At 68.5% G+C, this 26672-nt stretch carries 21 protein-coding genes; 17 read left to right on the top strand and 4 right to left on the bottom strand.

All coding sequences use genetic code 11. The features are described 5' to 3' along the window. The 3 genes from D7X12_RS19310 to D7X12_RS19320 form a co-directional block, all read left to right on the top strand. The coding region (locus D7X12_RS19310; RefSeq protein WP_439329380.1) for a heavy metal translocating P-type ATPase at positions 1-2453 on the top strand (2453 nt) is incomplete at its 5' end. Between the two features lie 95 nt (positions 2454-2548). After that, positions 2549-3640, top strand: coding sequence for a Rieske 2Fe-2S domain-containing protein (locus D7X12_RS19315; protein ID WP_120626751.1), 1092 nt, complete (start codon positions 2549-2551; stop codon positions 3638-3640). A gap of 208 nt (positions 3641-3848) precedes the next feature. Continuing rightward, on the top strand, positions 3849-5381 hold the full coding sequence (locus tag D7X12_RS19320) for a leucyl aminopeptidase (protein WP_244224647.1): 1533 nt from the start codon (positions 3849-3851) through the stop codon (positions 5379-5381). Between the two features lie 12 nt (positions 5382-5393). Here the strand turns inward: D7X12_RS19320 and D7X12_RS19325 are convergent, their stop codons facing one another. After that, complete coding sequence (locus D7X12_RS19325) at positions 5394-6389, bottom strand: DUF481 domain-containing protein (protein ID WP_120626766.1); 996 nt, start codon at positions 6387-6389, stop codon at positions 5394-5396. Here D7X12_RS19325 and glsA point away from each other — a divergent pair. The 3 genes from glsA to D7X12_RS19340 all read left to right on the top strand — a co-directional run bounded on the left by glsA (position 6361) and on the right by D7X12_RS19340 (position 9807). Beyond that, positions 6361-7356: a glutaminase A gene (glsA, locus tag D7X12_RS19330; protein ID WP_120626753.1), complete on the top strand. Its 996-nt coding sequence runs from the start codon at positions 6361-6363 to the stop codon at positions 7354-7356. The genes D7X12_RS19325 and glsA overlap by 29 nt on opposite strands. Then, on the top strand, positions 7353-8135 hold the full coding sequence (locus D7X12_RS19335) for a bestrophin-like domain (protein WP_120626754.1): 783 nt from the start codon (positions 7353-7355) through the stop codon (positions 8133-8135). The genes glsA and D7X12_RS19335 overlap by 4 nt, the downstream gene beginning before the upstream one ends. A gap of 109 nt (positions 8136-8244) precedes the next feature. Further along, entirely contained in the window at positions 8245-9807 is a 1563-nt protein-coding gene (locus D7X12_RS19340) for an AbgT family transporter (protein WP_208719145.1), read from the top strand. 90 nt (positions 9808-9897) lie between these two features. Here the strand turns inward: D7X12_RS19340 and D7X12_RS19345 are convergent, their stop codons facing one another. Together D7X12_RS19345 and D7X12_RS19350 are read right to left on the bottom strand one after the other, a co-directional pair. Next, positions 9898-10413: a hypothetical protein gene (locus D7X12_RS19345; protein WP_120626755.1), complete on the bottom strand. Its 516-nt coding sequence runs from the start codon at positions 10411-10413 to the stop codon at positions 9898-9900. A gap of 153 nt (positions 10414-10566) precedes the next feature. Beyond that, positions 10567-11532, bottom strand: a complete 966-nt coding sequence (locus D7X12_RS19350; protein ID WP_120626756.1) for a PLP-dependent cysteine synthase family protein — start codon at positions 11530-11532, stop codon at positions 10567-10569. Between the two features lie 180 nt (positions 11533-11712). On the opposite strand from D7X12_RS19350, the gene D7X12_RS19355 reads away from it, so the two are divergent. After that, positions 11713-13176, top strand: a complete 1464-nt coding sequence (locus D7X12_RS19355) for a sensor histidine kinase (protein WP_120626757.1) — start codon at positions 11713-11715, stop codon at positions 13174-13176. 75 nt (positions 13177-13251) lie between these two features. Beyond that, complete coding sequence (locus D7X12_RS19360) at positions 13252-13860, top strand: DUF2378 family protein (protein ID WP_120626758.1); 609 nt, start codon at positions 13252-13254, stop codon at positions 13858-13860. 3 nt (positions 13861-13863) lie between these two features. Here D7X12_RS19360 and D7X12_RS19365 read toward each other — a convergent pair whose 3' ends face one another. Next, positions 13864-14802: a pirin family protein gene (locus D7X12_RS19365; RefSeq protein WP_120626759.1), complete on the bottom strand. Its 939-nt coding sequence runs from the start codon at positions 14800-14802 to the stop codon at positions 13864-13866. A gap of 159 nt (positions 14803-14961) precedes the next feature. Here D7X12_RS19365 and D7X12_RS19370 point away from each other — a divergent pair, with 159 nt between their 5' ends. The 9 genes from D7X12_RS19370 to D7X12_RS19405 form a co-directional block, all read left to right on the top strand. Further along, positions 14962-19308 carry a DEAD/DEAH box helicase gene (locus D7X12_RS19370; protein ID WP_208719147.1) on the top strand — a complete coding sequence of 1449 codons (4347 nt, stop codon included), beginning with the start codon at positions 14962-14964 and terminating at the stop codon, positions 19306-19308. Positions 19309-19461: 153 nt separating this feature from the next. After that, positions 19462-20214, top strand: a complete 753-nt coding sequence (locus D7X12_RS19375) for a hypothetical protein (RefSeq protein WP_147443722.1) — start codon at positions 19462-19464, stop codon at positions 20212-20214. A gap of 27 nt (positions 20215-20241) precedes the next feature. Continuing rightward, positions 20242-21096, top strand: coding sequence for a hypothetical protein (locus D7X12_RS42485; protein WP_147443723.1), 855 nt, complete (start codon positions 20242-20244; stop codon positions 21094-21096). A 114-nt stretch (positions 21097-21210) separates the two neighbouring features. After that, complete coding sequence (locus D7X12_RS42490; RefSeq protein WP_147443724.1) at positions 21211-21951, top strand: HEAT repeat domain-containing protein; 741 nt, start codon at positions 21211-21213, stop codon at positions 21949-21951. Beyond that, positions 21948-23324 carry a hypothetical protein gene (locus D7X12_RS19390; RefSeq protein ID WP_147443725.1) on the top strand — a complete coding sequence of 459 codons (1377 nt, stop codon included), beginning with the start codon at positions 21948-21950 and terminating at the stop codon, positions 23322-23324. The genes D7X12_RS42490 and D7X12_RS19390 overlap by 4 nt, the downstream gene beginning before the upstream one ends. 41 nt (positions 23325-23365) lie before the next feature. After that, on the top strand, positions 23366-24130 hold the full coding sequence (locus tag D7X12_RS42495) for a HEAT repeat domain-containing protein (RefSeq protein ID WP_147443726.1): 765 nt from the start codon (positions 23366-23368) through the stop codon (positions 24128-24130). Between the two features lie 176 nt (positions 24131-24306). Then, positions 24307-24780, top strand: a complete 474-nt coding sequence (locus tag D7X12_RS19395; protein WP_244224649.1) for a hypothetical protein — start codon at positions 24307-24309, stop codon at positions 24778-24780. A gap of 16 nt (positions 24781-24796) precedes the next feature. Then, positions 24797-25183 (top strand): hypothetical protein, encoded by a 387-nt coding sequence (locus tag D7X12_RS19400; protein WP_120626768.1) that lies wholly within the window; start codon positions 24797-24799, stop codon positions 25181-25183. Positions 25184-25340: 157 nt separating this feature from the next. Continuing rightward, the coding region (locus tag D7X12_RS19405) for an ammonium transporter (protein WP_147443727.1) at positions 25341-26672 on the top strand (1332 nt) is incomplete at its 3' end.

The raw sequence follows: 26672 nt of genomic DNA on the forward strand, positions 1-26672 counted from the left end.
CTGCCCCGCCTTCGCCCCGACCGCCGCCTTCCCTGGAGGGCGGGGAGCCTGCCATCGACCCCGTGTGCGGCATGACGGTGGACCCGCGCGCGCCGCGAGGAGGCCAGTGGGCGCACGACGGACACACCTGGTCCTTCTGCGGGGAGAAGTGCCGCCTGCGCTTCCAGGCGGACCCCGAGCGCTTCCTCCGTCCCCAGGCCTCCCCGCCGGCTCCCAATGCGGGCGCCGTCTACGTGTGCCCCATGGACCCGGAGGTGCGCCAGGACACGCCGGGCGCCTGCCCGAAGTGCGGCATGGCGCTGGAGCCCGAGTCACCGCCCGTCCTGGAGACGCGCGTCGAGTACACCTGCCCCATGCACCCGGAGGTGGTGCGCGACGGGCCGGGCACCTGCCCGAAGTGCGGCATGGCGCTGGAGCCGCGCACGGTGACGGTGGAGCAGAAGCCGGATCCAGAGCTGCGCTCGATGACGCGGCGGTTCTGGGTGGGGCTCGTGTTGAGCGCGCCGCTGATGGTCCTGGGCATGGCGGACATGCTGCCGGGTCAGTCCCTGCTGCACGCGCTGTCCCCGGCGGCGCTGCTGTGGGCGCAGCTCGCGCTGGCGACGCCCGTGGTGCTCTGGGTGGGCGCGCCGTTCTTCCAGCGGGGTTGGGCCTCGGTGCGCAACCGGCACCTGAACATGTTCACGCTCATCGCGCTGGGCGCGGGCGCGGCGTACCTGTTCAGCGTCGTCGCCACGCTGTTCCCGCACCTGCTGCCCGAGGGCGCGCGCACGGGCCACGGAGGCACCGCGCCCGTGTACTACGAGGCGGCGGCCATCATCCTCACGCTGGTGGCGCTGGGGCAGGTGCTGGAGCTGCGGGCACGGCACGCGACGTCCGGCGCCCTGCGCGCCCTCTTGTCCCTCGCCCCCGCCACCGCGCGGCGCATCGGGGACGACGGCCACGAGGAGGACGTGCCGCTGTCGCAGGTGCACGTGGGCCAGCGGCTGCGCGTGCGCCCCGGTGAGAAGGTGCCGGTGGACGGCGAGGTGCTGGAGGGCGCGAGCGCGGTGGACGAAGCGCTCGTCACCGGAGAGCCGGTGCCGGTGGAGAAGGGCCCGGGCGCGAAGGTGACGGGCGGCACGGTGAACGGCACCGGAACGCTGGTGATGCGCGCGGAGCGCGTGGGCAGGGACACGCTGCTCGCCCGCATCGTCCAGCGCGTCGCCGAGGCCCAGCGCACCCGCGCCCCCATCCAGCGGCTCGCGGACCGGGTGGCCGGAGTCTTCGTGCCCGCGGTCATCGCCGTCGCGGTGGTGACGGCGGCGGTGTGGGCGGTGTGGGGCCCGGAGCCCCGGCTCGCGCACGCGCTGGTGAACGCGGTGGCGGTGCTGATCATCGCCTGCCCGTGCGCGCTGGGACTGGCCACGCCCATGTCCGTGATGGTGGGGACGGGGCAGGGGGCGCGCATGGGCGTGCTCATCCGCGACGCGGCGGCGCTGGAGCGGATGGCCGCGGTGGACACGCTGGTGGTGGACAAGACGGGCACGCTCACGGAGGGCAAGCCGCGGCTCGTGTCGGTGGAGCCGTCACCGGGCGTGGACGCCACCGTCCTCCTGCGCCAGGCCGCGAGCCTGGAGCGCGGCAGCGAGCACCCGCTGGCGGCGGCCGTGGTCGCGGGCGCGCGCGAGCGGGGCATCACCCTGGGGGGCGTGGAGGGCTTCCAGTCGCAGCCGGGCCAGGGCGTGCGCGGACGCGTGGACGGGCACGACGTCGCGCTGGGCAACGCGGCGCTGATGCAGGCGCTGGGCGTGGAGGTGGAGGCGCTGACGAAGCGGGCCGAGGCGCTGCGGGAAGAGGGGCAGACGGTGGTGCTGGTGTCGGTGGACGGCCGGCCCGCGGGCCTGCTGGGGGTGGAGGACCCGGTGAAGGACTCCACGCCGGAGGCCCTGGCGCTCTTGAGGGCCGAGGGCCTGCGCGTGGTGATGCTCACCGGCGACAGCCCCACGACGGCGCACGCGGTGGCGCGCAGGCTGGGCATCACCGACGTCATCGCCGGAGTGCAGCCGGACGCGAAGGGCGACGCGGTGAAGCAGCTCCAGGCCGAGGGGCGCGTGGTGGCGATGGCGGGCGACGGGGTGAACGACGCCCCGGCGCTCGCGCGGGCGGATGTGGGCATCGCGATGGGGACGGGCACGGACATCGCGATGGAGAGCGCGGGCGTGACGCTGGTGAAGGGGGACCTGCGGGGCATCGCGCGGGCGCGCCGGCTGAGCCGGGGCGTGCTGCGCAACATCCGCCAGAACCTCTTCTTCGCCTTCATCTACAACCTGCTGGGGGTGCCCCTGGCCGCGGGCGTGCTGTACCCCGTCTTCGGCCTGCTCCTGAGCCCCCTGTTCGCGAGCGCGGCCATGAGCCTCTCCTCGGTGTCCGTCATCGCCAACGCCCTGCGGTTGCGCCGCCTGAAGCCCTGAGGAGGGCCCTGAGACTGTCGCCCGCCCGTCGCGCCGCCGACCTGCCCGGCGCAAGGGGGGCGTGCACGCGGGCCCGGGCCCATTAGAGTGGGGCCATGAACGCCCGCGAGGAGGGGCGCACCGCCGGTGCGCCCAGCAGCCACATCTCCGTCGTCAAACTGCCGCACTCGTGGTTCATCCTCTGCACGTCACGCGAGCTGGGCGACAAGCCGCTCGCGCGCACGCTCCAGGGCACGCCCCTGGTGCTGTTCCGGGGGGAGGGAGGCAAGCCCGGCGCGCTGGTGGACCGGTGCCCGCACCGCAACGTGCCGCTGTCCCTGGGGCGCGTGCAGGGCGGGCAGCTCGAGTGCGGCTACCACGGCTGGCGCTTCGACCCGGGCGGCCAGTGCCGGCTCATCCCCGGCCTCGTGGGCGAACCGGAGGCGAAGTCGCGCTGCGCCACCGCCTACGCGGCGCGCGAGCAGGACGGCTTCGTCTGGGTCTACTCCACGCCCGGGGTGGAGCCCACCACGGAGCCCTTCCGCTTCCCGCTGCTGGACGCGGGCGACTACACCACCGTGCGCCGGGTGCTGCGCGCGCCGGGCTCGCTGCACGCGGTGCTGGAGAACACGCTGGACGTGCCGCACACGGCCTTCCTCCATGGCGGCCTGTTCCGCACCGCGGAGAAGCGCAACGAGATTGACGTCGTGGTGCGCCGGGGCGTGGATCAGGTGGAGGCGGAGTACCTGGGCGAACCCGCGCCGAAGGGGCTCGTCGGGAGGCTGCTCGCGCCGGGCGGCGGCGTGGTGCAGCACTTCGACCGCTTCCTGATGCCGTCCATCGCGCAGGTGGAGTACCGCATCGGCGAGCGGAGCCACATCCTGGTCACCTCCGCGATGACGCCCGTGGGGGACTGGGACACGCTCGTGTACGCGGTGGTGACGTTCAAGCTGCCGGTGCCGCGCCTGCTGCTCAAGGCCGCGCTGCCGTTCGTGCTGCCGGTGGGCCTGCACATCTTCGGGCAGGACGCGCGCATCCTCGCGAAGCAGACGGACTCCATCCGCCGCTTCGGCACGGAGTCCTACGCCTCCACCGAAATCGACGTGCTGGGGCCCAGCATCCTGCGCCTCATGCGCGCCCAGGAGCGCGAGCGGACCGCGCCGCTCCCGGACACGGTGCACGAGACGCGCGTGCGCATGCGCACGTAGTCCCAATGCCAGACAGCCGGACGATGCGCGGGTCTTGAACCGGGCATTGTCCATGCGCAGCCAGTCGAAGAAGGGCTCGCCGCTCCAGCGTCCCGTCTTGGCGCTGATCCTCCGGTGAATACATTTTCGCGAGGTCGAAAATGAGTGCCGGCCTGGCGCGGCACCTGAGGACGAATCCATGACTTTTCCAACGTTTCACGCAGAAGCCGTGTCTGATTTCCATCCCGCCCCTTCGGTGGACGAAATCGAGGCGACCCAGCTCCACGTCTCGCAATCCCTCCCCAAGGGGGCTGGCAGCATCGGCATCCCCGTCGGGGTCGAGGGTGAGGTGCCTCGGGAGGTCGGGCTGGATCGGACCCAGCTCGCGGCCGCCGGCTTCGAGGGCAAGGTCGGTCAGGCCCTCGTCATCCCACGCGCGGCCGGCCCTGCGCTCGTGGTGGTAGGCATTGGAGCCAAGGGTGAGCGCGACGTGGCTTCCCTCCGGCACGCCGCCGCCGCCTTCGCCCGGGCGGGAGGCCACTACGCCCACCTCGTCGTCACCCTGCCGGACCTCGGCGGCATCGCGCCCGACGTCGCGGCGCAGGCGGTCGTCGAGGGAGTCCTCCTGGCGCGCTACCGCTATCGCCCCCTCAAGCGCACGTCCCAGCAGGAGCCGCCGCTCGAAGCCCTCACCCTCCTGTCGTCGTCACTTCCGCTGGAAGAGGTGAAGCGCGGCGTCGCACGCGGCCGGGTGACCGCCCGGGCCGCCGAGCTCGCCCGCGACCTCTCCAACGCACCGGCGACGCTGCTCACCGCCCGCCGCCTTGAAGAGATTGCTCGCGTCGTGGCGGCCGATTCGGGTCTGGACATCGAGGTCTTCGACGAGAAGGCCCTGTCCAAGCTCGGCTGCGGCGGCATGCTCGGCGTGAACGCGGGGAGCTCCGAGCCTCCGCGACTCATCAAGCTCTCCTACCAGCCGAAGGACGCCCGAGGGCAGCCCATCGTGCCCGTCGGCCGCGTCTCGCTGGTCGGCAAGGGCATCATGTACGACTCGGGAGGACTCGGTCTGAAGCCAAACGACCTGGTCCACGCCGCGATGAAGACAGACATGTCCGGCGCCGCGGCCATCCTGGCCGCCATGTCGGCACTGTCCTCGCTCGGCGCCAGGTCCTCGGTCACGGGGTATCTCATGTGCACCGACAACATGCCGGGGGGCAAGGCGATGCGGCTCGGCGACGTCCTGACGGCCCGGGGCGGCAAGACCATCGAGGTCCTGAACACCGACGCCGAAGGCCGGCTGGTCATGATGGACGGCCTGGTCCTGGCGACGGAGGAGCAGCCGCCGCCCGACGCCATCCTCGACATCGCCACGCTCACCGGGGCCTGCGAGCGGGCCCTTGGCAACGACAACGCGGGCGTCATCGGCAACCATCAGGGGGTGGTGGACCAGGTGCGTGCGGCGGCGGAGAAGTCCGACGAGACGGTGTGGCAGTTCCCGCTCGACAGGCGCCTGCGCAAGGAACTCGACTCAGAGGTCGCGGACCTCAAGAACGTCGGTGGGGTGAACGCGGGTCAGATCACCGCGGCCCTCTTCCTGGAGGAGTTCGTCGCCGGCATCCCCTGGGCGCACATCGACATGGCTGGAACCTCGAGGGTCGAAACCGACAAGTCGTGGCGCTCCAAGGGCGCGACCGGCTACGGCACGCGCCTGCTCATCGAGTTCCTCCTCGCGTTCAGTGCCCCAGGGGAAACCCGCCACTGAGTTCGCGGATTTCTAGAACTCGAACTCAGCGCCCAGGGTCAGGGCCAGGTCCGCGACGGCCTTCCCTGCGGCGGGCGCTGTGTCGACCCCCACCACGAGGTTCGTGCTGAGCGCCAGCCGGTGCGTGATGTACGTCGAGAACTTGCTGGTGGATTCGAGGAGGAGGCGGGCATCCCCCAGGATGTTCGGGAAGACCTCCAGGTACTGGGTGAACTTCACCCTCTCGTTGAGGGGGTAGTAGAGGGTCAACCTCGCGCCTGGAGCGAGCAGGTCCACGTTGGGGAGATCCTGCTCGTCCTCGAAATACTGGAACCGCGCCTCGTTCGAGTAGTGCAGGCCCAGATCCACGCGCAGCAGCTGCTGCTCTGCGTACTTCGTGTCGCGCTCGAGCAGGGTGAACGCGATGCCTGCCTCCCCATCCAGGCGCAACTCGACGCTGGACAGATGGTCGGTCTTCGCGTCGGCGAGTGCGTAGACGCCAAGCAACGGGGTGAAGCGCCGCTCACCGCGAACGGACACCGAGAGCGCCTCCGCCACGACGTCCTCGCTGCTGTCGTCATCCTCGCCGGAGTCGGCGGTATCCAGGACGCCATCCACCATGAAGGTCGCAACCCAGACCTTCGTGCGGTACTCGGCCAGGCCATTCGCGGTCAATGACAGAGCCCTGCTGTTTCCGGCGAGCAGCATGAACGAGAGCGCCGCGGAGCCTGTCCATGGGTCGGGTTTCTCCTCCTGTTGAGGAATTGGATCCGGAGCCTGGGCCAGCACGGCAAGCAGAAGCGGAAGCGAGAGGGACATGGGTACCCCAGAGAGGTGAGGAGCGGGGCGTGCCCACGCGCCGCGGAAGCTGACGGTGGGCGCAGTCATCATCAACCGGTCCCACGGTCGGTGGCGCTGTGCTGCACCCGACCTGCATTGACAGACACCGGAGGGGGACCCAGGTTTTCTCCCCCTTCCAAGAGACAGCGAGCCGCCACGAATGGACACCCCAGGCGAGGCCCCCTTCATCTCCACCGGTCAGCTCCCCTCTTCGGAGCGGGTCCGGGAGCTGCTGGATGAGGCATACCAACGCCACAAAGGAAACACGGACGGACAGTGCTCCCAGGTCTATCCCGCGCTGGCGAGGGTGAAGCCCCAGCTCTTCGGCGCGTGTGTGGCTGGCATCAATGGCAGCAGCCACGGGGTGGGAGACGTGGACCATCCGTTCGCCATCATGAGCGTCTCAAAGCCATTCCTCTTCGCCCTGGTCTGCCAGGCCCTGGGCCCGGAGGTGGCCCGGCGCAAGCTGGGGGTCAATGGCACCGGCCTGCCGTTCAATTCGGCCATGGCAGTCGACCAGAGCCCGGACGGACGGACGAACCCCATGGTGAACACGGGAGCGCTGGCGACGACGAGCCTCGTTCCAGGCGCCAGTCCAGAGGCCAGGTGGCGGTTCATCCATGAGGGGTTGTCCCTCTTCGCCGGCAGCCGGCTCGCGCTCGACGAAGAGGTGTATGCCTCCGCGTCGAAGACCCACCACCGCAACCAGGGGCTCGCCTGGCTGCTGCACGGTCTGGGCCGCCTGGACACGGATCCGGTCCAGACGACGGAGCTCTACACCCGCCAGTGTTCGCTGGCGGTGACGGCCCGGCAGCTCGCCGTGATGGGGGCGACCCTGGCGGACGGAGGCGTCAACCCGCTCACCGGGAAGCGGGTCGTCGACGAGGAGGTCTGCCACCACGCGCTCGCGGTGATGGCCACGGCGGGGATGTACGAAACCTCCGGAGACTGGCTCTACGACGTGGGGATGCCGGGCAAGAGTGGCATCGGTGGTGGCATCGTCGCCGTCGCACCGGGGAAGGGTGGGTTGGGCACCTTCGCCCCGCTGCTCGACTCCGCCGGGAACAGCATCAAGGGGCAGCTCGTCGCGAAGTTCCTGGCCCAGCGGATGGGCTTGAGCCTGTTCATCTCGAAACCCGACACGGGACCTCGATGAAGGACTGGACGGTCACCACGCTCCTGGTGCTGGCCCTGGAGCTGGTGCTCTTCGTGACCCTGCTGCTGGCCATCGAACTGGCCTACCGCATCGCGCGCAGACGGAGATTCTCCTCCCCCTCCACCCAACTTCGCTCGGTCACCGCGGTCTCCAGCGTCGTCTTCTCCTTGATGGGCCTCATCCTGGCCTTCTCCTACTCCGAGGCGGGAAGGCGCCTGGAAGTGCATCGGAACCTGGTGGTCGACGAGGCCAACGCCATCAGCAGTGTGTGGTTCCTCGCGGACGTGGTGCAGGAGGAGGCCCAGCCGCCGCTGCGCGAGCTGCTCCGGCGCTACCTGGACGAGCGCATCCAGGCCCATCACGCGCTCCCCCGGGTGGAGGCCTTCGAAGCGCACCGCGCCAGGGCCGCCCTCCTCCAGAAGCAGATCTGGGCGCGGATGGTGACCATCACGAAGGTCGCTCCAGACAAGGAGGTGCTGCTGCTTCCTCCGGTGCGCCTGATGGCGGAGGTCGCGGCGAAGCGGACGCTCGCCGTGCGAACGCACATCACCTCCCCCGCGTTCCTCTTCATGCTCGGGCTCGCCGTGGTCGGGGCCCTGCTCGTGGGCTTGACGACGGCGCAGGGAGAGGGCCGCAACTGGCCCTACCGGTTGCTCTTCGCCCTGGTGGTCTCCTCGGCCATCCACGTCGTCGTGGACCTGGAGTACCCCCGCACCGGCATCGTCAGCACGGAAGAGGCTGACTCGCTCCTCCTGGAGTTGCGCGAAACCATGCACTGACTGTCCGTAAACCCTACACCCCCAGCACCCGGAACCGTCTTGGCGGCAGTCCCTGGCATGCGGAGTCTTGCGGACTCGTAATCGCTATTCGAGGCAGGGGAAAAGCCAGATGACCGATACCATGGACAGGCGGTGGGTTCCGCCGAAGAAGGCAGAGAAGAAGAAGGGCATGGCGAGGGTGCTCGACACCATCGAGCGGGTGGGCAACAAGGTGCCCCACCCGGCGGTCATCTTCGTCGCGCTCATCCTCATCGTGATGGTGCTCTCCCACGTCTTCTATCTGATGGGCGCCTCGGTCACCTATCAGGCCATCAACCCGGAGACACACGCGCTGGAGCAGACGACCACCGCCGCGCGCAGTCTGCTGACGGGCGAAGGACTCCGCTTCATGTTCGCCGGCGTCATTGAAAACTTCATGAGCTTCACCGCCGTGGGCGTCATCATCGTGGCCATGCTGGGCGTCGGTGTCGCCGAATCGTCGGGCCTGGTCTCCGCGTTGATTCGCAAGCTGGTGATGGTCGCCCCGCGCAAGGCCCTCACGTACATCCTCGTGTTCGTCGGCATCCTGTCGAGCGTCGCCGCCGATGCCGGCTACCTGGTGTTGATTCCCCTGGCTGCGACGGCCTTCTTGAGCATTGGCAGACATCCCATCGCGGGGCTGGCCGCCTCCTTCGCTGGCGTGGCCTCCGTCTTCAGCGTGAACATCCTCATCAAGCCGCTGGACGGAATCCTGACGGGCATCACCAACGACGCCATCCACATCCTCAATCCGGCGCTCTCCATCGACTTGACGGCGAACTTCTGGTTCTCCGTCGCCTCGGTCCTGCTGCTGACCGTCGTGGTGACACTCATCACCGAGAGGCTGGTCGAGCCGCGCCTGGGGAAGTACACCGGAGAGTTGCCCGCGGAGGCGGGGGGGAGCCCCTCTGCCGCGGAGTCGCGCGGGCTGAAGTTCGCGACCTGGGGTGTGCTCGCGCTCCTGGTGGTCTTCGCCCTCCTGACGGTGCCCGCCGGAGCGCCGCTGCGCAATCCGGAGACGGGAGACCTCATCGGAGACTCTCCGTTCATGAGCGGCCTCATCGTCGCCGTCACGTTGCTCTTCCTGGTGGCGGGGGTGGCCTATGGCATCGGTGCTGGAACCATCAAGAGCACGGTCGATGTCATCAGCGCGATGGAGAAGGCAGTCGCCAGTCTGGCGGGGCTGATCTTCCTGTTGTTCATCATCAGCCAGTTCATTGCCTTCTTCACCTACAGCAACATGGCGACGCTCGCGGCCGTGAAGGTGGGAGATGCCCTGGAGCACGCGGGTCTGGGGGCGCTTCCGTTGCTGCTCGGGTTCGTCCTGGTCGTCGCCATCCTGGACCTCATCATGACGGGCGCGATTCCGAAGTGGGCCATCTTCGCCCCGGTCTTCGTCCCGTTGTTGATGCGGCTCAATGTCGATCCCGCCGCGGTGCTGGCCGCCTACCGCGTGGGCGACTCTCCGATGAACTCCGTCTCGCCCTTGAACGCATACTTCGCGCTGATCGTGACCTTCGCCCAGAAGTATCAGAAGGGCGCGGGCGTGGGCACCGTGGTGGCCTTGATGCTGCCCTACGTCGTGGCGCTCTTCGTCCTGTGGCCCCTGCTCCTGGCGGCCTGGCAGGTGCTGGGACTGCCCTGGGGATTCTGAGCCAGGGTCTCCTCCGGTCTGCTGACGCGAGAGCAGGTCATCGAGCTGCTCTCCGCCGAGCACCTGACCCGAAGTGGGACGGACGCCCGGCTATGGGCGGTTGTCGCGTCGGGCCTGGCGGCGCGCACCCGCGGCACGGGTGGCCGCATGCCGCTTGCGCGTGATGGGCGTCCGGGGATTGCGGTGGGCCGGCTGCTTCGGAGGGCTGAAGCGGGCTCCGGGCGCGCCCCGGCCGCCGCTCCGCTGGGGGAGGGGGTTGGAGGGCGCGTGGGCCTCCCGGAGCCGCTCGGCGCGCAACTGGACCGCACTGCCGCGGGCCGCCTTCGCCAGCGCCGCGCTGACGCGCGCCAGGGCGTCTTCGTACAGCTCCGCCTTCGCGGCGGTGCGCGGGTGCTTCGGGCGGGCGACGCCGCGAGAGCCGCTCCTCGCGACCTGGGCACTGGACTTGCGGCGGTAGAGCTTCGTGTGCTTGTTGCGCTGCTGGCGGATGCGCGTGTGCAGGTCGCAGAGCGCGTCCTCGTCGAGCGTCCGGAGCGCCGTCGGCCGGGTCTCCGCGAGGAGCAGCAGGGTGGGCTCGTTCAATGTCCGGAGAATGGCCTTGTCCATGGTGACTGGCTCCTCTCGAGGAGGCTTGCCCCTCTCCACGGGCGCGTGAAGCGTCACGCGTCCGTGCAGGGAAAAGCTCGACACCCGATGGACCGTGGGCAAGGTCCTCGCGAACGCGCGGTCAAGACGTCGAGCCGCTGCCCGCCGCTCACTTCAGGCCTTCGGGGCCGCCGCGCCGGGCCGGGGCAGGATGAGCTCCGTGGAGAAGTAGCGCTCCATGCGGTCGGGGAACACCGTCACCACCTGGGCCTGCGGGCCCAGCCGCTTCGCCGCCTCCACCGCCGCCGCGTAGTTGAGCCCGGAGGACGGGCCCACCGGGAAGCCGCGGCGGATGAGCGCGCGGGCCGTGCGCATGGCCAGGTCGTCCGACACGTCCAGCTCCACGCGCCCCGGCAGGTCCGCCTCGCGGTACAGCTTGGACAGCCCGTCCACCACGCCCGGCACGCGCGCGCTGAAGCTGCAACACTCGATGTCGCAGCCCAGCCCGGAGATGGGCCGCGCGATGAAGGCCGTCACCGGACAGCCGGCCTCCGCGAACGCCTGGTACAGCCCCACGATGGTGCCGCCCGTGCCCACGCCGCTCACCACGCCGTGCACCAGCCCGCCCGGAATCTGCGCGAGGATCTCCTGCCCCGTCCACACCCGGTGCGCCTCCGCGTTGTCCGGGTTCTCGAACTGGCGGGGCGCGTAGCCGCCGCGCTCCACCGCCAGCGCCGCCGCCCGCGCGATGGCGCCCCGGATGCCCTCCGAGCGCGGCACCAGCTCCACCTCGCCGCCGTACGCGCGGATGGCGATGAGCCGCTCCTCCGTCACGCCCTCCGGCATCACCGCCGTGAAGCGGCACCCCATCTGCGCGCTCGCCAGCGCCATCGCGATGCTCGTGGAGCCGCTGGACGCCTCCACCACGTCGCCGCCCGGGGAGAGGTCCCCCAGCCGCCACGCCTTCTCCAGCATGTACCGCGCGATGCGGTCCTTGGTGGACCCACTGGGATTGAGGAATTCCAGTTTGCACCAGACGGTCGGACCTTCCGGGTCCAGCCGCACGGGGACGAGCGGGGTGGGGCCCACGGCCTGGAGGAAGCGACCATCAGCGGGGAGCGGGCGACAGGGAGCGCGCATGGGTTCATCCCTACCGCGAAACGCGCCGGCGTGGGAGCCAGGGAGCCACCCCTGTTGGCGAGCGAGCGTGCGTGGGCCCTCGTCCGACCGTCCACTCCTCCTGAAACCGACATTCTCATATGCAGGACACTTGGCGGGTCGCGGGCCAGCCATTACGAAGGAAGGCCAGCTTCCGCACGCATGCCATCTCCAGCGCCCATCATCCTGAACGTCAACGACGACCTGGCCAGCCGCTACGTCACCTCCCGCGTCCTCTCCCTGGCCGGCTTCCAGGTGCTGGAGGCGGGCACGGGGAGTGAGACGCTGACGCTCGCGAACGAGAGCACCGACCTCGTCATCCTGGATGTCCGGCTGCCGGACATGAGCGGGCTGGAGGTGTGCCGGCGGCTGAAGGCCTCGCCGCGCACGCGCAACGCGCTGGTGCTGCACCTGTCCGCGCAGGCGGTGGGCGCGGCGGACCGGGCGCAGGGGCTGGAGCACGGCGCGGACGCGTACCTCGTCGCGCCGGTGGATCCGGAGGAGCTGGTGGCCCAGGTGCACGCGCTGTTGCGCCTGCGCCGTGCGGAGCGTGAGGTGCGCGTCCTCTCCGACCAGGTGCAGCAGCAGCGCCGGCTGCTGGACCTGGCCATGTCCGCGGCGGCGGACCCCATCGCGCTCTATGACGGCGATGGCCTGCTCATCTTCGCCAATCAAGCGGTGGCCGCGTCGCGCGGCTCGCACCACGTACACGTCCCGGGCAGGAGCATGGACGCGCTGCGCCAGCAGGACCCGCAGCTGGAGCCCTACGCGAAGGCGCTGGAGGCGGCGCGGCGCACGGGCCAGGTGCAGCGCGGTCAGGTCACCCTGTCCTCGGACCACGGCCCGCGCCACTTTGAATACACCATGTCCCCCGCCGCCGGCCCCACGGGCGCGGTGGAGGCCGTCATCGCCACCGGCCGGGACATCACGGAGCTGCGCAACGCGGAGGACTTCCGCGAGCAGTTCCTGGGCATCCTCGGCCACGACCTGCGCAACCCCCTCAACGCCCTGTCCATGTCCGCGCAGCAGCTGCAGCGGCAGGGGGAGATGACGGACCGCCAGAAGGTCTTCACCGAGCGCATCCTCACCAGCGCGGACCGCATGGAGCGGATGATCCGCCAGCTCTTGGACTTCGCCCGCGCGCGGTTGGGCGCGGGGCTGCCGGTGGTGCGCTCGCGGTGCGACCTGTTCGACGTGGTGCGCGGCGCGGTGGAGGAGTCGCGCGCCAGCCACCCCCACCGCGAGGTGATGCTGGACGTGCGCGGCGACGGGCGCGGGGCGTGGGACGCGGACCGGCTGGAGCAGGTGGTGGGCAACCTGGTGTCCAACGCGCTCAAGTTCAGCCCGCCGGAGTCCCCCGTGCGCTTGAGCGCGGAGGGGCTGGAGCAGGAGGCCGTGCTGCGGGTGCACAACCTGGGCACGCCCATCCCCCCGGAGCAGCTCCCCCACCTCTTCGCCGCATGGCGTCGCGCCGGCCGCAGCGACCGGGAGCAGGGCGTGTCCGCGGGCCTGGGGCTGGGGCTCTACATCACCGAGCAGATCGTCCGGGCACACGGCGGGTCCGTGCAGGTGTCCTCCACCGAGACGCGGGGAACGACCTTCACGGTGCGCCTCCCTCGCGGCTGAGGGAAGTGACCACTGGTGGACGGATGTGTTGCGGCGTCCCTTCCGGATGCGCAGGGGCATCCCCACCGTGGGGGCATGGTCCCAACCGAAAAGCGAATCTTCGCCCAGAGCGTGGAAGCCCTCTTCGTGCGTACCCTGGGGCCGCACCTGACGCGTGACGGGCGCCAGCGCCTGAAGGCGGCGGGGTTGGACCTGTCCCAGCCCCTGCGCCACAACTACTCGCTGGACCAGTGGCGCTCCTTCCTGGACGTGGCGGCGCGGGACGTGTTCCCGGGCCAGCCGGCGGAGGTGGCCTACACGGAGCTGGGCGCGCGCTACCTGCAGGGCTTCCAGCAGACGGCCGTGGGGCGGGCGAGCATGCAGTTGGTCACGCACCTGGGGCCGGAGAAGACCCTGGAGCGCGTGCCGTACAACCTGCGCGCGGGCAACAACTTCAACGAAGTGCGCGTGGAGGAGCTGTCCCGGAACGCCGCCACCCTGTGGGTGAAGGACGTGCTGGCGGACAACCCCTACTTCGCCTCCGGCTTCCTGCAGGAGACGCTGCGCGCGTCGGGCGCGGGCACGCTGGAGGTGAAGCCCATCGCCTTCGACGGCACGGCGGCCACCTACCGGCTGACGTGGGTGCAGGGCAAGGCGCAGCGGCCCGCGGGCACGGGCGCCACGGTCCGCCGGCTGTTCGGCTGACAGCTACGGGTAGCGCACGGGTGCCGGCGGGTCGTCCGGGGGCAGGGGGATGAACTCCGTCTCCTGGGGCACCTGGGCGAAGCGGCCCTCCTTCCAGTCCTTCTTGGCGGCCTCCAGGCGCTCCTGGGAGGACGACACGAAGTTCCAGAACAGGTAGCGCGGGCCGTCCATGGGCTCGCCGCCCAGCAGCATCATCCGCGCGGGGGCGTCCCCGGCGCTGAGCACGATTTCGCTCCCCGGCTTGAACACCAGCAGCTCACCGGGCTGGAAGCGCGTGCCCTCCACCTCCACGGAGCCCTCGACCAGGTACAGGCCGCGCTCCTCGTGCTCCGCGGGGAGCTTGAGGCGTGCTCCCTTGTCCAGGCGCGCGTCCGCGTAGAAGAGGGCGGAGTGGGTGCGCACGGGGGATTTGCCGCCGTGCATCTCGCCCGCGATGACGTGCAGGCGCACGCCGTCTCCCTCGACGACGGGCATCGAGTCGTGGGGGTGGTGGACGAAGGCGGGGGCGGTCTCCTCGTGCTGCTTGGGGAGGGCGAGCCACGCCTGGATGCCGAACAGGCGGCCACCGGCGGAGCGCGTGTCCGGGCCGGTGCGCTCCGAGTGGACGATGCCCTGGCCGGCGGTCATCCAGTTCACGGCGCCGGGGCGGATGGACTGCACGACGCCCAGCGAGTCGCGGTGGAGGATTTCGCCTTCAAAGAGGTAGGTGACGGTGGACAGGCCGATGTGCGGGTGGGGCCGCACGTCCAGGCCGCGGCCCGGGTCGAAGTCCGCGGGGCCCATCTGATCCAGGAAGATGAAGGGGCCCACCATGCGGCGGCGCGCGGAGGGCAGGGCGCGGCGCACGGTGAAGCCGTCCCCCAGGTCGCGGACGCGGGGGACGATGAGTGTCTCCAGCGAGGGCGGTACCGCCCGGCCTTGCAGGTCCTCTTCCCAGCTCATGGTGCGGCTCCTCTTGGTGGGACGGTGGGTACGGTGGGTCTGGCGGGGTTCTAACGCCGTGGTACCGCTTTGGCGTGGCCGTTCTTCCCCGTGGGGGGACCGGGCGCACGTTGACGGCGCGCTGTACCTGTGTTCAGGCTGGCTTGCTGGGAGCCCGCCATGTCCCCTCAAATCCATCTCGATTTCGCGTCGGAGTATGCGGCGCATCCGGCGCTTGCCGCCTTCCATCCGGTGGTGCGGCGCTGGTTCGCTTCCCGCCTGGGGGAGCCCACCCGTCCGCAGGTGGAGGGCTGGCCGCTCATCCACGCGGGCCACGACGTGCTCATCGCCGCGCCCACCGGCAGCGGCAAGACGCTGACGGCGTTCCTCGCCGCGCTGGACTCGCTGTTCCGCCGGGCGCTGGAGGGCACGCTGCCGGACCACACCCAGGTCCTCTACGTGTCGCCCCTGAAGGCGCTGGGCAACGACGTGCAGAAGAACCTCCTCCAGCCGCTGGAGGAGCTGATGGCGATGGCGCGCGCGGAGGGCTTCTCGCCGCAGCACCTGCGCGTGCAGGTGCGCACCGGGGACACGCCTGCGTCCGAGCGAGCGCAGATGGTGCGCCGTCCGCCGCACATCCTCATCACCACGCCGGAGTCGCTGTACCTCTACCTGACCGCCGAGCGCGCGCGCGCCACCCTGCGCAACGTGCGCACGGTCATCGTGGACGAAATCCACGCGCTCGCCCGCGACAAGCGCGGCAGCCACTTCGCGCTGTCCATGGAGCGCCTGAAGGCCCTCACGGAGGTGCGGCCCCAGATGCTGGGCCTGTCCGCGACGCAGAAGCCGCTGGACGCCATCTCCGGCTTCCTCACCGGCGCGTCGCTCACCGAGTGCCGGCGCGTGGAGGTGGGCCACCAGCGGCCGTGGGACCTGAAGGTGGAGATCCCGGACGCGGAGCTGTCCTCCATCGCGAGCCACGAGATGTGGGGCCAGGTCTATGACCGGCTGGTGCAACTCGCGGGCGAGCACCGCACCACGCTCATCTTCGTCAACACGCGCAAGATGTCGGAGCGCGTGGCGCACGACCTGGGCGAACGGCTGGGCCAGGAGTGGGTGGCCGCGCACCACGGCAGCATGTCGCGGGAGATGCGTCTGTCCGCCGAGGAGCGGCTGAAGGCGGGCCAGCTGCGCGTGATGGTGGCCACGGCGTCGCTGGAGCTGGGCATCGACGTGGGCAACGTGGACCTGGTGGTGCAGCTGGGCACGACGAAGGCCATCTCCGTGCTGCTCCAGCGCGTGGGCCGCGCGGGTCACCACAAGGCGGGCATCTCCAAGGGCATCCTCTTCGCGATGACGCGCGATGAATTGGTGGAGTGCGTCGCGCTCCTCAACGCCGTGCGCGAGGGGGACCTGGACGCGGTCCGCATCCCGAAGAAGCCGCTGGACGTGCTGGCGCAACAGATTGTCGCCGCGTGCGCGTGCGAGGAGTGGGACGAGCGGGCGCTCTTCAGCATCTTCCAGCGCGCGTACCCGTACCAGGACCTGACGTGGGAGGAGTACCAGCAGGTGCTGGAGATGCTGTCCGAGGGCGTGGCCGAGCGCCGGGGCCGGGCCAGCATCCACCTGCACCGCGACCGGGTGAACCAGAAGCTCAAGGGGCGCCGGGGCGTGCGCATCACCGCGCTGACGAACGGGGGCGCCATCCCGGACACGTTCAGCTTCAGCGTCACCGCGCAGCCGGAGGGCAAGGTGGTGGGGACACTGGACGAGGACTTCGCGGTGGAGTCCTCGCCGGGGGACATCTTCCTGCTGGGCAGCACCGCGTGGCGCATCCAGCGCGTCATGGGCAGCACGGTGATGGTGGAGGACGCGCGCGGCGCTCCGCCCAACGTGCCCTTCTGGCGCGGTGAGGCGCCCGGACGCACGGACGAGCTGAGCCTCCAGGTGGGGAGGCTGCGCGAGGAGCTGCTGCGCCACGACGACGCGGCGGGCTTCCTGGAGAAGCTGTTGCGCGTGCCGCCGCCGGCGGTGGATGCGCTCCTGGGCTACCTGCGGCTGGGGCGGAAGATGCTGGGCGACGTGGTGCCCAGTCACACGCGCATCGTCGCGGAGCGCTTCTTCGACGAGGCGGGCGGCATGCAGCTCATCATCCACGCGCCGTTCGGCAGCCGCATCAACCGGGCGTGGGGACTGGCGCTGCGCAAGCGCTTCTGCCGCTCGTTCGACTTCGAGTTGCAGGCGGCGGCCACGGAGGACGGCATCCTCTTGAGCCTGGGCGAGCAGCACTCGTTCCCGTTGGCGGACATCTTCGACTTCCTGCACCCGGACAACGTGGAGGAGGTGCTGGTGCAGGCGGTGTTGCAGGCGCCGATTTTTGGCACGCGCTTCCGGTGGGTGGCGACGCGGGCGCTGACGCTGCACCGGATGATGGGGGGCAAGCGCGTGGCGCCGAACCTCCAGCGTGCGCGCAGCGAGGACCTGCTGGCGGCGGTGTTCCCCGCGCAGGTGGGCTGTCAGGACAACCACGGCGGCGCGGACGTGGAGCTGCCGGACCATCCGCTGGTGAAGCAGACGATGGACGACTGTCTGCGCGAGGCGATGGACGTGGACGGGCTGCGCGAGGTGCTCCGGCGCATGCGCGACGGGAGCATCGAGCTGGTGGCCCGCGACGTGCCGGAGCCGAGCGTCTTCGCGCACGCGCTCATCAACAGCCAGCCGTACACCTTCCTGGACGACGCGCCGGCCGAGGAGCGCCGCGTGCGCAACGTGGCCCTGCGCCGCGCGCTGCCGGCGGAGGATGCGGCGGCGTTCGGCGCGCTGGATGGGGCCGCCATCGCGCAGGTGGTGGAGGACGCTTCGCCGCCGATGCGCGACGAGGACGAGCTGCACGACGCGCTCTTGCAACTGGTGCTGGTGCGGGCGTCGGAGGTGCCGCGAGGGCTGGAGGCGGGGCTCTTCACCCAGGGGCGCGTGGCGTGGCTGGAGCGGCCGGGCGCGCGGTTCCTGGTGTCGGCGGAGCGGGGCAACGCGGTGCGGGCGCTCTTCCCGGACGTGCAGACGCAGCCGGTGTTGCCGGTGCTGGCGCACGACCGGCCGGTGGAGCGTGAGGCGGCGGTGTTGCAGGTGGTGCGGGGCCGGATGGAGATGGTGGGGCCCACGACGGTGGCGGAGCTGGCGCGGCTGACGCTGCTGGACGCGGATGACATCAACTTCGCGCTGCACGCGCTGGAGAGCCAGGGCAGCGTGCTGCGCGGCCAGTTCCGCGCGAGCGACGACGTGCCGGTGTCTCCCGGCGAGGATGGCGCGCCGGTGTTGGAGTGGTGTGACCGGCGCCTGCTCCAGCGCATCCACCGGCTGACGGTGGGGCGGCTGCGTCGGGAGATTGAACCGCTGAGCCCGCAGGACTTCATGCGCTTCCTCTTCCGGTGGCACCACCTGGAGGACCTGGACGCGCTGCGTGGATCCACGGGGCTGATGAAGGCGGTGCGGCTGCTTCAGGGATACGAGGCGCCGGCCTCCGCGTGGGAGCGCTTCCTGTTGCCGGCGCGCATGCGCGGCTACACGCCGGACCTGCTGGAGCGCGCGTGCTACGCGGGCGAGGTGGCGTGGGGGAGGGTGACGCTGAAGGATCCGCCGAAGCCGGCGGGGCCCCGGCGGGGTGCGCCGGTGACGGAGGTGCCGGAGCCGGTGGTGGCGAAGCGGTCGTCACCGACGCGCAACGCGCCGCTGACGTTCACGCTGCGCGAGGATTTGGAGTGGATGCTGGCGGCGGCGCGACCGCACGCGGTGTTGGCGGACGGGGGCGTGTGGATGCCGCCGGACCTGGGCGCGGCGGCGAAGGACGTGGTGGGCGTGCTGGAGCGGCGGGGTGCGTGCTTCTTCCAGGACCTGGTGACGCGGGCGCGGCGGTTGCCGGCGGAGGTAGAGGACGCGCTGTGGGAGCTGGTGGCAAAGGGGCTCGTCACGGCGGACGCGGTGCAGAACCTGCGCATCCTGCAGAGCCCGGCGCACCGCAAGCGGCAGAAGCTGTTGCAGCGAGGAGGCCCGGGCCGCTGGAGCCTGCTGGCGCCCGCGGAGCCGAAGACGCAGGAAGAGGTGATGGAGTCGCTGGCGAAGCTGTTCCTCCAGCGCTACGGCATCGTCTGGCGCGACCTGGTGATGCGCGAGTCCCTGGCGCCGACGTGGCGGGAGCTGCTCTTCGTCTACCGGCGCATGGAGGCGCGGGGAGAGCTGCGCGGTGGGCGCTTCGTGTCCGGGTTCGTGGGGGAGCAGTTCGCCCTGCCGGAAGCGGTGGACACGGCGCGAGCGGTGCGGCGCACGGCTCCGTCCGGCGTGCGCATCCAGCTGTCCGGAGTGGATCCGTTGAACCTCACGGGCGTGGTGACGCCGGGCCCGCGCGTGGCCTCGATGCCGAACAACGTCGTCACCTACGTGGACGGGATTCCGCAGGGCGTGGACGCGGTGGAGGACGCTCCGGAGAACGAGGACGCGGAAGTCGATGCGGCGCTGGCGCAGGTGAACTGACTTCCACGCTCAATGCACGCGCGCGCGGTTTGAGAGGCCCGCCGTGGCACACTCCGTGTGCTGGACGAGGCTGGGACCGCGAATGGGGTGCGGATGTACTTCATGACCGGACCCAAGGCGCCAGTGTTGACATGTCCGGGGAGGAGGCGGGTCTTGTTGGAGTGCTCCATCGCTCAAACGCTGGTGGGCTTGTTCCTGGTCATGGCGCTCGGCGCCTGCAGGACGACGAAACCCGTCGAGCAGGACAGGCTGCGGGTCGAGTTGGAGCGAGCAGTTCTGGCTGATCAGGAAGAAATTGGCGAGGACAGACCCGTCGATGAGCACTTCCAGGCCTTCCTGAAGAAGTACGGTGAGGATGCCGTGCCGTTCTTCGAGAGGCTGGTGGTGGAGGCGGCGGATTCTGGATGGCGTGATGACGCGCATCAGGTGAACGCCGCTGTGAGGGGACTGGTTGCTCTCCAGGGGAAACGTGCTCAGGGGGTGCTCAAGAAGCTGGCTTCCAGCAAGACGGCAGATCTCCTGTTCTCGCAAATAGCGCTGAATGCCCTGGTCGGTCTCGCTCCCGAGAGCGAAAAGGTAGGCTTGCTCATTGCTCGCTTGAGGGAGGGACGGCACCCGGAAGATCAGCAGTGGGCTGTTGGTACATTGATCACACTGGGGCGCACCGAGGCCGTCCCTTGTTTGAAGGAGTTGCGGGCAGGGATTTCGGACGCGAGGACATTGATAAATATAAACAGTGCTGTCGTCATGTTAGGTGATCCAGGTGTTTGCAATCTTTATAGCGAGTCCCAGGGAGGGCCGTCTCGGCTGTGGAGCTGCCGTTATCAGTGCGCGGGTGCGGTTCGCGGTCGGGAACGGGTCATGGAAGCTGCCTGCCCCAGGACCCTTCCCAACAAGGATGAGTGATTGATCGTCAGTCTTTGAGGGTGACGAATGTTGACCGCCAGTGTGCGCAATGGTGTTGTGCTGATGGTGCGTTTGGGAACGTTCTGGGGGCTTGTGGCTTCTTGTGTGGGGTGTCAGAGGCAGCACCCCCTCAAGGACGAGTTCTCTCAGGTTGTCCTGCGACGGCAGTCGCAGGCGGCGGACCTTCCGGGCACTGGGGATGAAGAGGCTTTCAAGGGGTTCGTACGGCGGCATGGGCGCGATGCTGTTCCGATGTATCGGGCTGTCATTTCGGCTGTGAGGCACCCGGAAGGCATTGCCGAAGAGCTTGAGCTTTTGGCGGCCGTGGAAGGGATTGTTGAAGTAGAGGGGGCGTCCGCCTTGCCCGTCCTGCGAGAGTTGGTGGTTGATTTAAAGGTGCCTTTCTGGACGATCCAGAACGGCCTTGCCGGCTTGAAGGCAGGTGCTCGAGAGGGGGTTGTCGAGGCTGTGGGAGAACGATTGCTGCGGGAGACGGATGTGCAGCAGCGAGTGGACCTTGTTGCTTATCTGCTCAAGGCGGCCCATCCCGCTGCGATTCCAATCCTGCAGGACGCTGCGAGTCGAGAGCCAGATGCGAGTCTGCGCGGAGAGATGGAATTGAGTGTTCTTCTGCTCCAATCCCCTGGAACCTGTCGGCGGATTCAAAAGCAGTTTCTAGGTGATGAACTCGCCAGGAAGTGGTCCTGCGGTTATCGCTGCTCTGGGCCTCGGCAGGGGTACTACACTGAATTCAAAGAGGAGTGCGCGGACGTGATCGCTGTGCCCCAGGAAAAACGGAAAAAGGGAGTGGGCCTGGGTGCAGCCGATGCGCAGGTCCTTCCGGCGGATGGCGGCAGTTCCGTTGTCAAGGATGCGAACTGAGCCGAGCCTGTTCGTGAGTTCAGATGCGCGACGCGTGGCGAGGACAAGGGCATGCGCACTTGTGACGGAGGACGCTCCGGAGATGCACTTGCGGCTGGAAGGAGAGGCGGGATCATGAGACTGGAGTCGCTGGTGCTCCTGGCGATGCTCTGGGGATTCGCGACCCTCTGCGAGGGGTGCCGTACGCCGCATCCGCTGAGAGACGAGTTCACCCAGGCCGTGCTGATGCGTGGAATCGACATTTCGGACCTTCCCGACACCGGAGATGAAGAGGCAGTCCGACGCTTCGTGAGTCAGCATGGAAGAGATGCTGTTCCGCTGTACCGAAGTGTCATCGCGGAGGTGCGGCATCCGAGCAATCACCGCGAGGCTCGCGAACTCGCTGCGGCTGTTGAGGGAGTCGCCAGGACAGAGGGAGCCGCAGCTATACCTCTCCTACGAGAATTGGTGGCGGACCTGGAGGTGCCATTCCTGGCGCTGGAGGACGGTATCTCTGCCTTGAAGGCAGGCGAACAGGGGGAGGTTCTCAAGGCGGTAGGGGCGCGATTGATGCGTGAGAAGGATGAGCGCCTTCGCCTGGAGATCGTTGCCTGCTTTGGCCACCTGTCCCACCCTGGGGCGATTCCGGTCCTTCGTGATGCCTTGTCTCGGGAGGCGGATGGACTCGTGCGACGTGAAATGGAGTGGAGTGTCCTCCTGCTCCAGTCTCCTGATGTCTGCAGGTTGTTTGAGAAGAAGGACCAAGGCATCCAGGCGGAGTGGAGGTGGTGGTGTCACTATCGTTGTCCTGGCTCTCAGCCAGGGTACGCTGTGGATCTCAAGCAGGAGTGTCCCGAGCGTTCTCCGCTTCCATGAAGAAGTCCGAGCGAAGGGGTAGGAGCGTTGCTGTTGTCATGGCGCTTGCTGTCACCGCGTGCCTGGAAGGGCGCGTGCGGAATGAATTTGGCGCGATGGTCGAGAGGGAGGGACTGCGAAGCCATGAACCCATCCTGGCTCCTGCGCAGCCTGATCCAGTCGAGGCCTTCGTCAGGCGGAATCCTGACGAGGCACACGACGTTTGCACGGACGCGGTGAAGAAGAACCTGCACCCCGTCCGGGAAGAGTCGCATCGCGCGGCTGAAATGGCGCTCCGCTGCGTTGCCGCGAGTGGCGACACGCGCTCCCTGCCCTTCCTGGAGTGGGTGGCGTTTCAGTCCGCTGCGACGTCTGGCGTCGCTGGCCAGGCTGTGTACTTGATCGGAAGGCTGGCCCCGGAAAAGAAGGTCTGGGCGCTCACGAAACGCTTGGAGATGGAGGGGTATTCGGCGGGACGGTCACGGCTGGCGGATGACCTTCTGTCAAGCCAGGACCCCCGGGCCGCCGAAGTGTTGGACGCCGCCGCGAAGCGAGAAACCGATGAGTCGGTTCGCGGGCAGATGATTCGAAATGCCTATCTGCTGCGCCATCCAGAGCAGTGTGTTCGTTATGGCGCGATAAAGGAGGCTGATGGTGAAATGCCCGTCTGCGAGTATGTTTGTGCCAGTGGCGTCAGGTGGGAGAGAAGCACGAACGGGAAATGTCCTGAGTACATCCAGCCTCGAATACAGATAGAGCTGGAGCGTGCCGTACTGGCCGACCAGACGACGTTGGGTGAGGACAGGCCGGGCAGTGAGCACCTTCAAGCCTTCGTTGAGAGACACGGCGAGAACGCGGTGCCTCTTTTCGAAAGACTGGTGGCGGAGGCTGCGAAGTCCGGAGGGAATGAGAACCCATCCTTGATCATGGCTGCCGTGGATGGACTGGTTCTTCTGGGGAAGGGAGAGGCGCTCGAGGCGCTGGCCTCCAGCGACAAGGCCGGATTTGGACTTTCGCGAGCGGCCCTGGACGGTCTGGTCAAGCTTGCGCCAGGCAGTGAGAAGGTGGGCATTCTCGTTGCTCGCTTGCGACAGCGACGGGATCCTCAGGACCAGTCCCGGACTGTTGATGATTTGATGGAGTTGGGGCTCCCCGAGGCGGTTCCCTACCTGAAGGACATCCGACCGACGATATCAGACGCGAAAACCGCGAGGCAGGTTGATAAGGCAATCGGTCTGCTGGAGGAGCCCGGTGTGTGCAGGGTCTATCAAGAGACCTTCCGGGAAGAGTCTCGTCGGTGGGGATGTGTCTACAGGTGCGCGGGCGCGGTCCGTTCGCGGGAGCGGGTCATGGAATCTGCCTGCCCCAGGACCCTCCCCAACAAGGATGAGTGAGTTGCCGCGACGCACTTGCGGCTGGAAGGAGAGGCGGGATCATGAGATTGGAGCCGCTGGTGTTCCTGGCGATGCTCTGGGGGATTACGACTCTCTGCGGGGGATGCCGGACGCCGCATCCGCTGAGAGACGAGTTCGCCCAAGCCGTGCTGCGACGAGAGCCGCTGACCCCGGATCTTCTCGACACCGCGGATGAATCAGCCGTCAGGCGATTTGTGCATCAGCATGGACGTGATGCCATCCCGCTGTATCGAAGCGTCATCGTGGACATGCGGCACCCGCGCAATGTCTCCGAGGAACGCGAACTCGCTGCGGCTGTTGAGGGAATTGCCGCGACGGGAGGGGCTTCGACGTTGCCTCTTTTGCGGGAGTTGGTGGCGGATGTGAAGGTGCCGTTCTGGACACTGAAGGAAGGGATTCTGGCCTTGCAGCCAGGTGCTCAGGCCGAGGCATTGGAGGTAATGGGGGAGCGGTTCCAGCACGAGACGGATGGACAAGTGCGTCTGGAGGTTGTTGCCTATCTGAGTCGCGCGGCCAATCCTGCAGCCATCCCTGTTCTGCGGGCTCTCCTGTCCCGAGAGACGGATGAGGTTCTGCGAAATGAGATGGAGCTAGGTATCCTGGTGCTTCAGTCTCCTGATGCCTGCAGGTTGGTTGGGAAGAGGGCGCAAGGCAGTCATCTGGCCTGGAGATGGTTGTGCCAATACCGTTGTCCTGGTTTTCAGCCTGGGTACAGCACCGAACTTCAGGAGGAGTGTCCAGACAGGACCCCACTGCCGCTGAGAAGTCGTGAACACGTCGAGTGACACCGTCCAGCCCCCGGCCTCAATGCCGATGCTCCGGACAATGAGGACGCGGAAGTCGATGCAGCGCTGGCGCAGGTGAACTGAGCGGTGCCTGACAGAGGCAGGTAGTGACTTGCTGATGCGCAAGGTCCCCTGGTCGAGTTCCTCTCATGGGTCCTGACGCTCGACACGCAGCCGTGGCGCTCCTCATCGCGCTGGTGCTGGGGGCATCCGCCTGTGGACACGCTCAGCGTCCCGAGCGGAAGACCTATGTGGTCTCCGAGGATGCGACGGGCGTTGGAACCGCGGAGGGGCCGGGTACGGGCGGCTCTGGCGCGGACGCCTATTGCGGCGAGGTGCAGAAACAATGCTTCCAGAAGTGTTGGAGGCGAAAGCCGTCGGTGGAGGATCTCCCGAAGCATTCGGAAAGCCACCACCGGCTTTGCACGAGCCAATGCCTTGATGCGTTCATGAAGTGTGTCGAGGAGCAGAAAGCGCTGGAACGGCAGGACGCGAAACGGGAGCTGCAATTCCCCAACATGGCGGTCGCAGTGGACTGGCTCCGGGAGCACAAGTCCGAGGTGGCGCTGGGGACCGTGGTCGTCGTCGCAGGCGTGGCGTTCACGCTCGCCGTGGCTCCCGCTGGCCTGCTGGTGCTGCTCCCCATCTGAAGGAAAGGGCGTGTTCGTGAGCAAGGACCCGGAAGTCGACGTGGAGGATGTGCTCGCCGTGCTGAGCGACGTGACCCTGCGTCACGCGAAGGGGTCGCGAGAGTGGAAGGCCCTTCAACTCGCGGCGTTCTGCCTGACCTACGTCCGGCACATCGACAAGCTGAAGGACTTCGCGACCTACTACCGCGAGATGCTCGACCCGAACTTCAAGATCAAGGTCGAGCGGGACTTCGCGACGCGCGCCGAGGCTGATGCCTGGGTCCAGAGTGGCAAGGCCGAGCACCGCATGCACATCCGGATCGACGGCAAGGGCTTCCTGGTCGTACGGCTGCCAGGACGGCTCACGCTCATGGCCTCCCCCCTGATGGAGGAACTGAACCTGGAGGATGAGCCGGAGGAGTGACCCCCGGTCCTTGCTCCCCAAAGCGTTCATAGCTGCGACTCTGGGTCTTCCAGCCGTCACTTTGCTCTTAATCTCCGTAAAATTAGCACAGCGGCGATTGAAATTATCCCATCCGATATCTACACTGCATCGCGTCAGCTCTTGGCGAGGTGCGGCGATGCAGAAGTGGATGGCGATGGTCCTGCTGGTGGGCGTGGCGGTGGCGGGCTTGCTGGTGACCCCGGCGGCACAGGTGAAGCAGGGCGGTCCCATCAACCCCGCGGACACGGCCTGGCTGCTCACGGCCACGGCGCTGGTGCTGCTGATGACGCCCGGCCTGTCGTTCTTCTACGGCGGCATGGTGCGGCTGAAGAACGTCGTCTCCACGCTGATGCAGAGCTTCATCGCCATGGCCGTCATCAGCGTGCTGTGGGTCGTCGTGGGCTTCAGCCTGTGCTTCGGCGACAGCTTCCACGGCATCATCGGGGACCCGCGCACCTTCTTCATGTTCAGCGGCGTGGGCGGTGAGACGCACCCGGACCTCGCGCCCACCGTGCCGCTGCTGCTCTTCGCGCTCTTCCAGCTCAAGTTCGCCATCATCACCCCGGCGCTCATCACCGGCGCGTTCGCGGAGCGCGTGCGCTTCAAGGCGTACCTGCTCTTCATGGTGCTCTTCAGCGTCTTCATCTACGCGCCGCTCGCCCACTGGACCTGGCACCCCGAGGGCTTCCTGCGCCAGTGGGGTGTGCTCGACTTCGCGGGCGGCACCGTCGTCCACATGTCCGCAGGCTTCGCCGCGCTCGCCGGCGCGCTCGTCCTGGGCCGCCGCCAGGTGCACCTGACGCACGCCACGCACGCTCCCGCCAACGTGCCCTTCGTGATGCTCGGCACCGGCATGCTCTGGTTCGGCTGGTTCGGCTTCAACGCGGGCTCCGCGATGTCCGCCTCGTCGCTGGCCACGCTCGCCTTCGCCACCACCAACACCGCCTCCGCCTCCGCCATGCTCGGGTGGATCGCCTTCGACTGGCTGCGCGGCCGCAAGCCCAGCGCCATGGGGGCCTGCGTGGGCGCCGTGGTGGGGCTCGTCGCCGTCACGCCCGCCGCGGGCTTCATCACCGTGGGGCAGAGCATCGTCGTGGGCCTCGTCGCCAGCTTCGTCAGCAACGCCGCCGTCCACTTCAAGAGCCGCACCGCGCTGGATGACACGCTGGACGTCTTCCCCTGCCACGGCCTGGGCGGCGTGGTGGGCATGGTGCTCACCGGCGTGCTCGCCAAGGACGTGGGCCTGCTCTACGGCACCACGCGCACCTTCCTGATGCACATGCTGGCGCTCGTCCTCGTGTCCGTCTTCTCCTTCGTGGGCTCGTGGATCCTCTACAAGCTCGTGGACCGCATGGTCCCCCTGCGCGTCACCCCCGAGCAGGAGGAGGAGGGCCTGGACCTGAGCCAGCACGGCGAAACGGTGGGCGAAGTCCCCGCGGTGGCGAGGATCAAGACCCCGCCCGCCGCG

Origin of the sequence: Corallococcus sicarius (genome assembly GCF_003611735.1) — a bacterium.
Classification (GTDB): Bacteria; Myxococcota; Myxococcia; order Myxococcales; family Myxococcaceae; genus Corallococcus; species Corallococcus sicarius.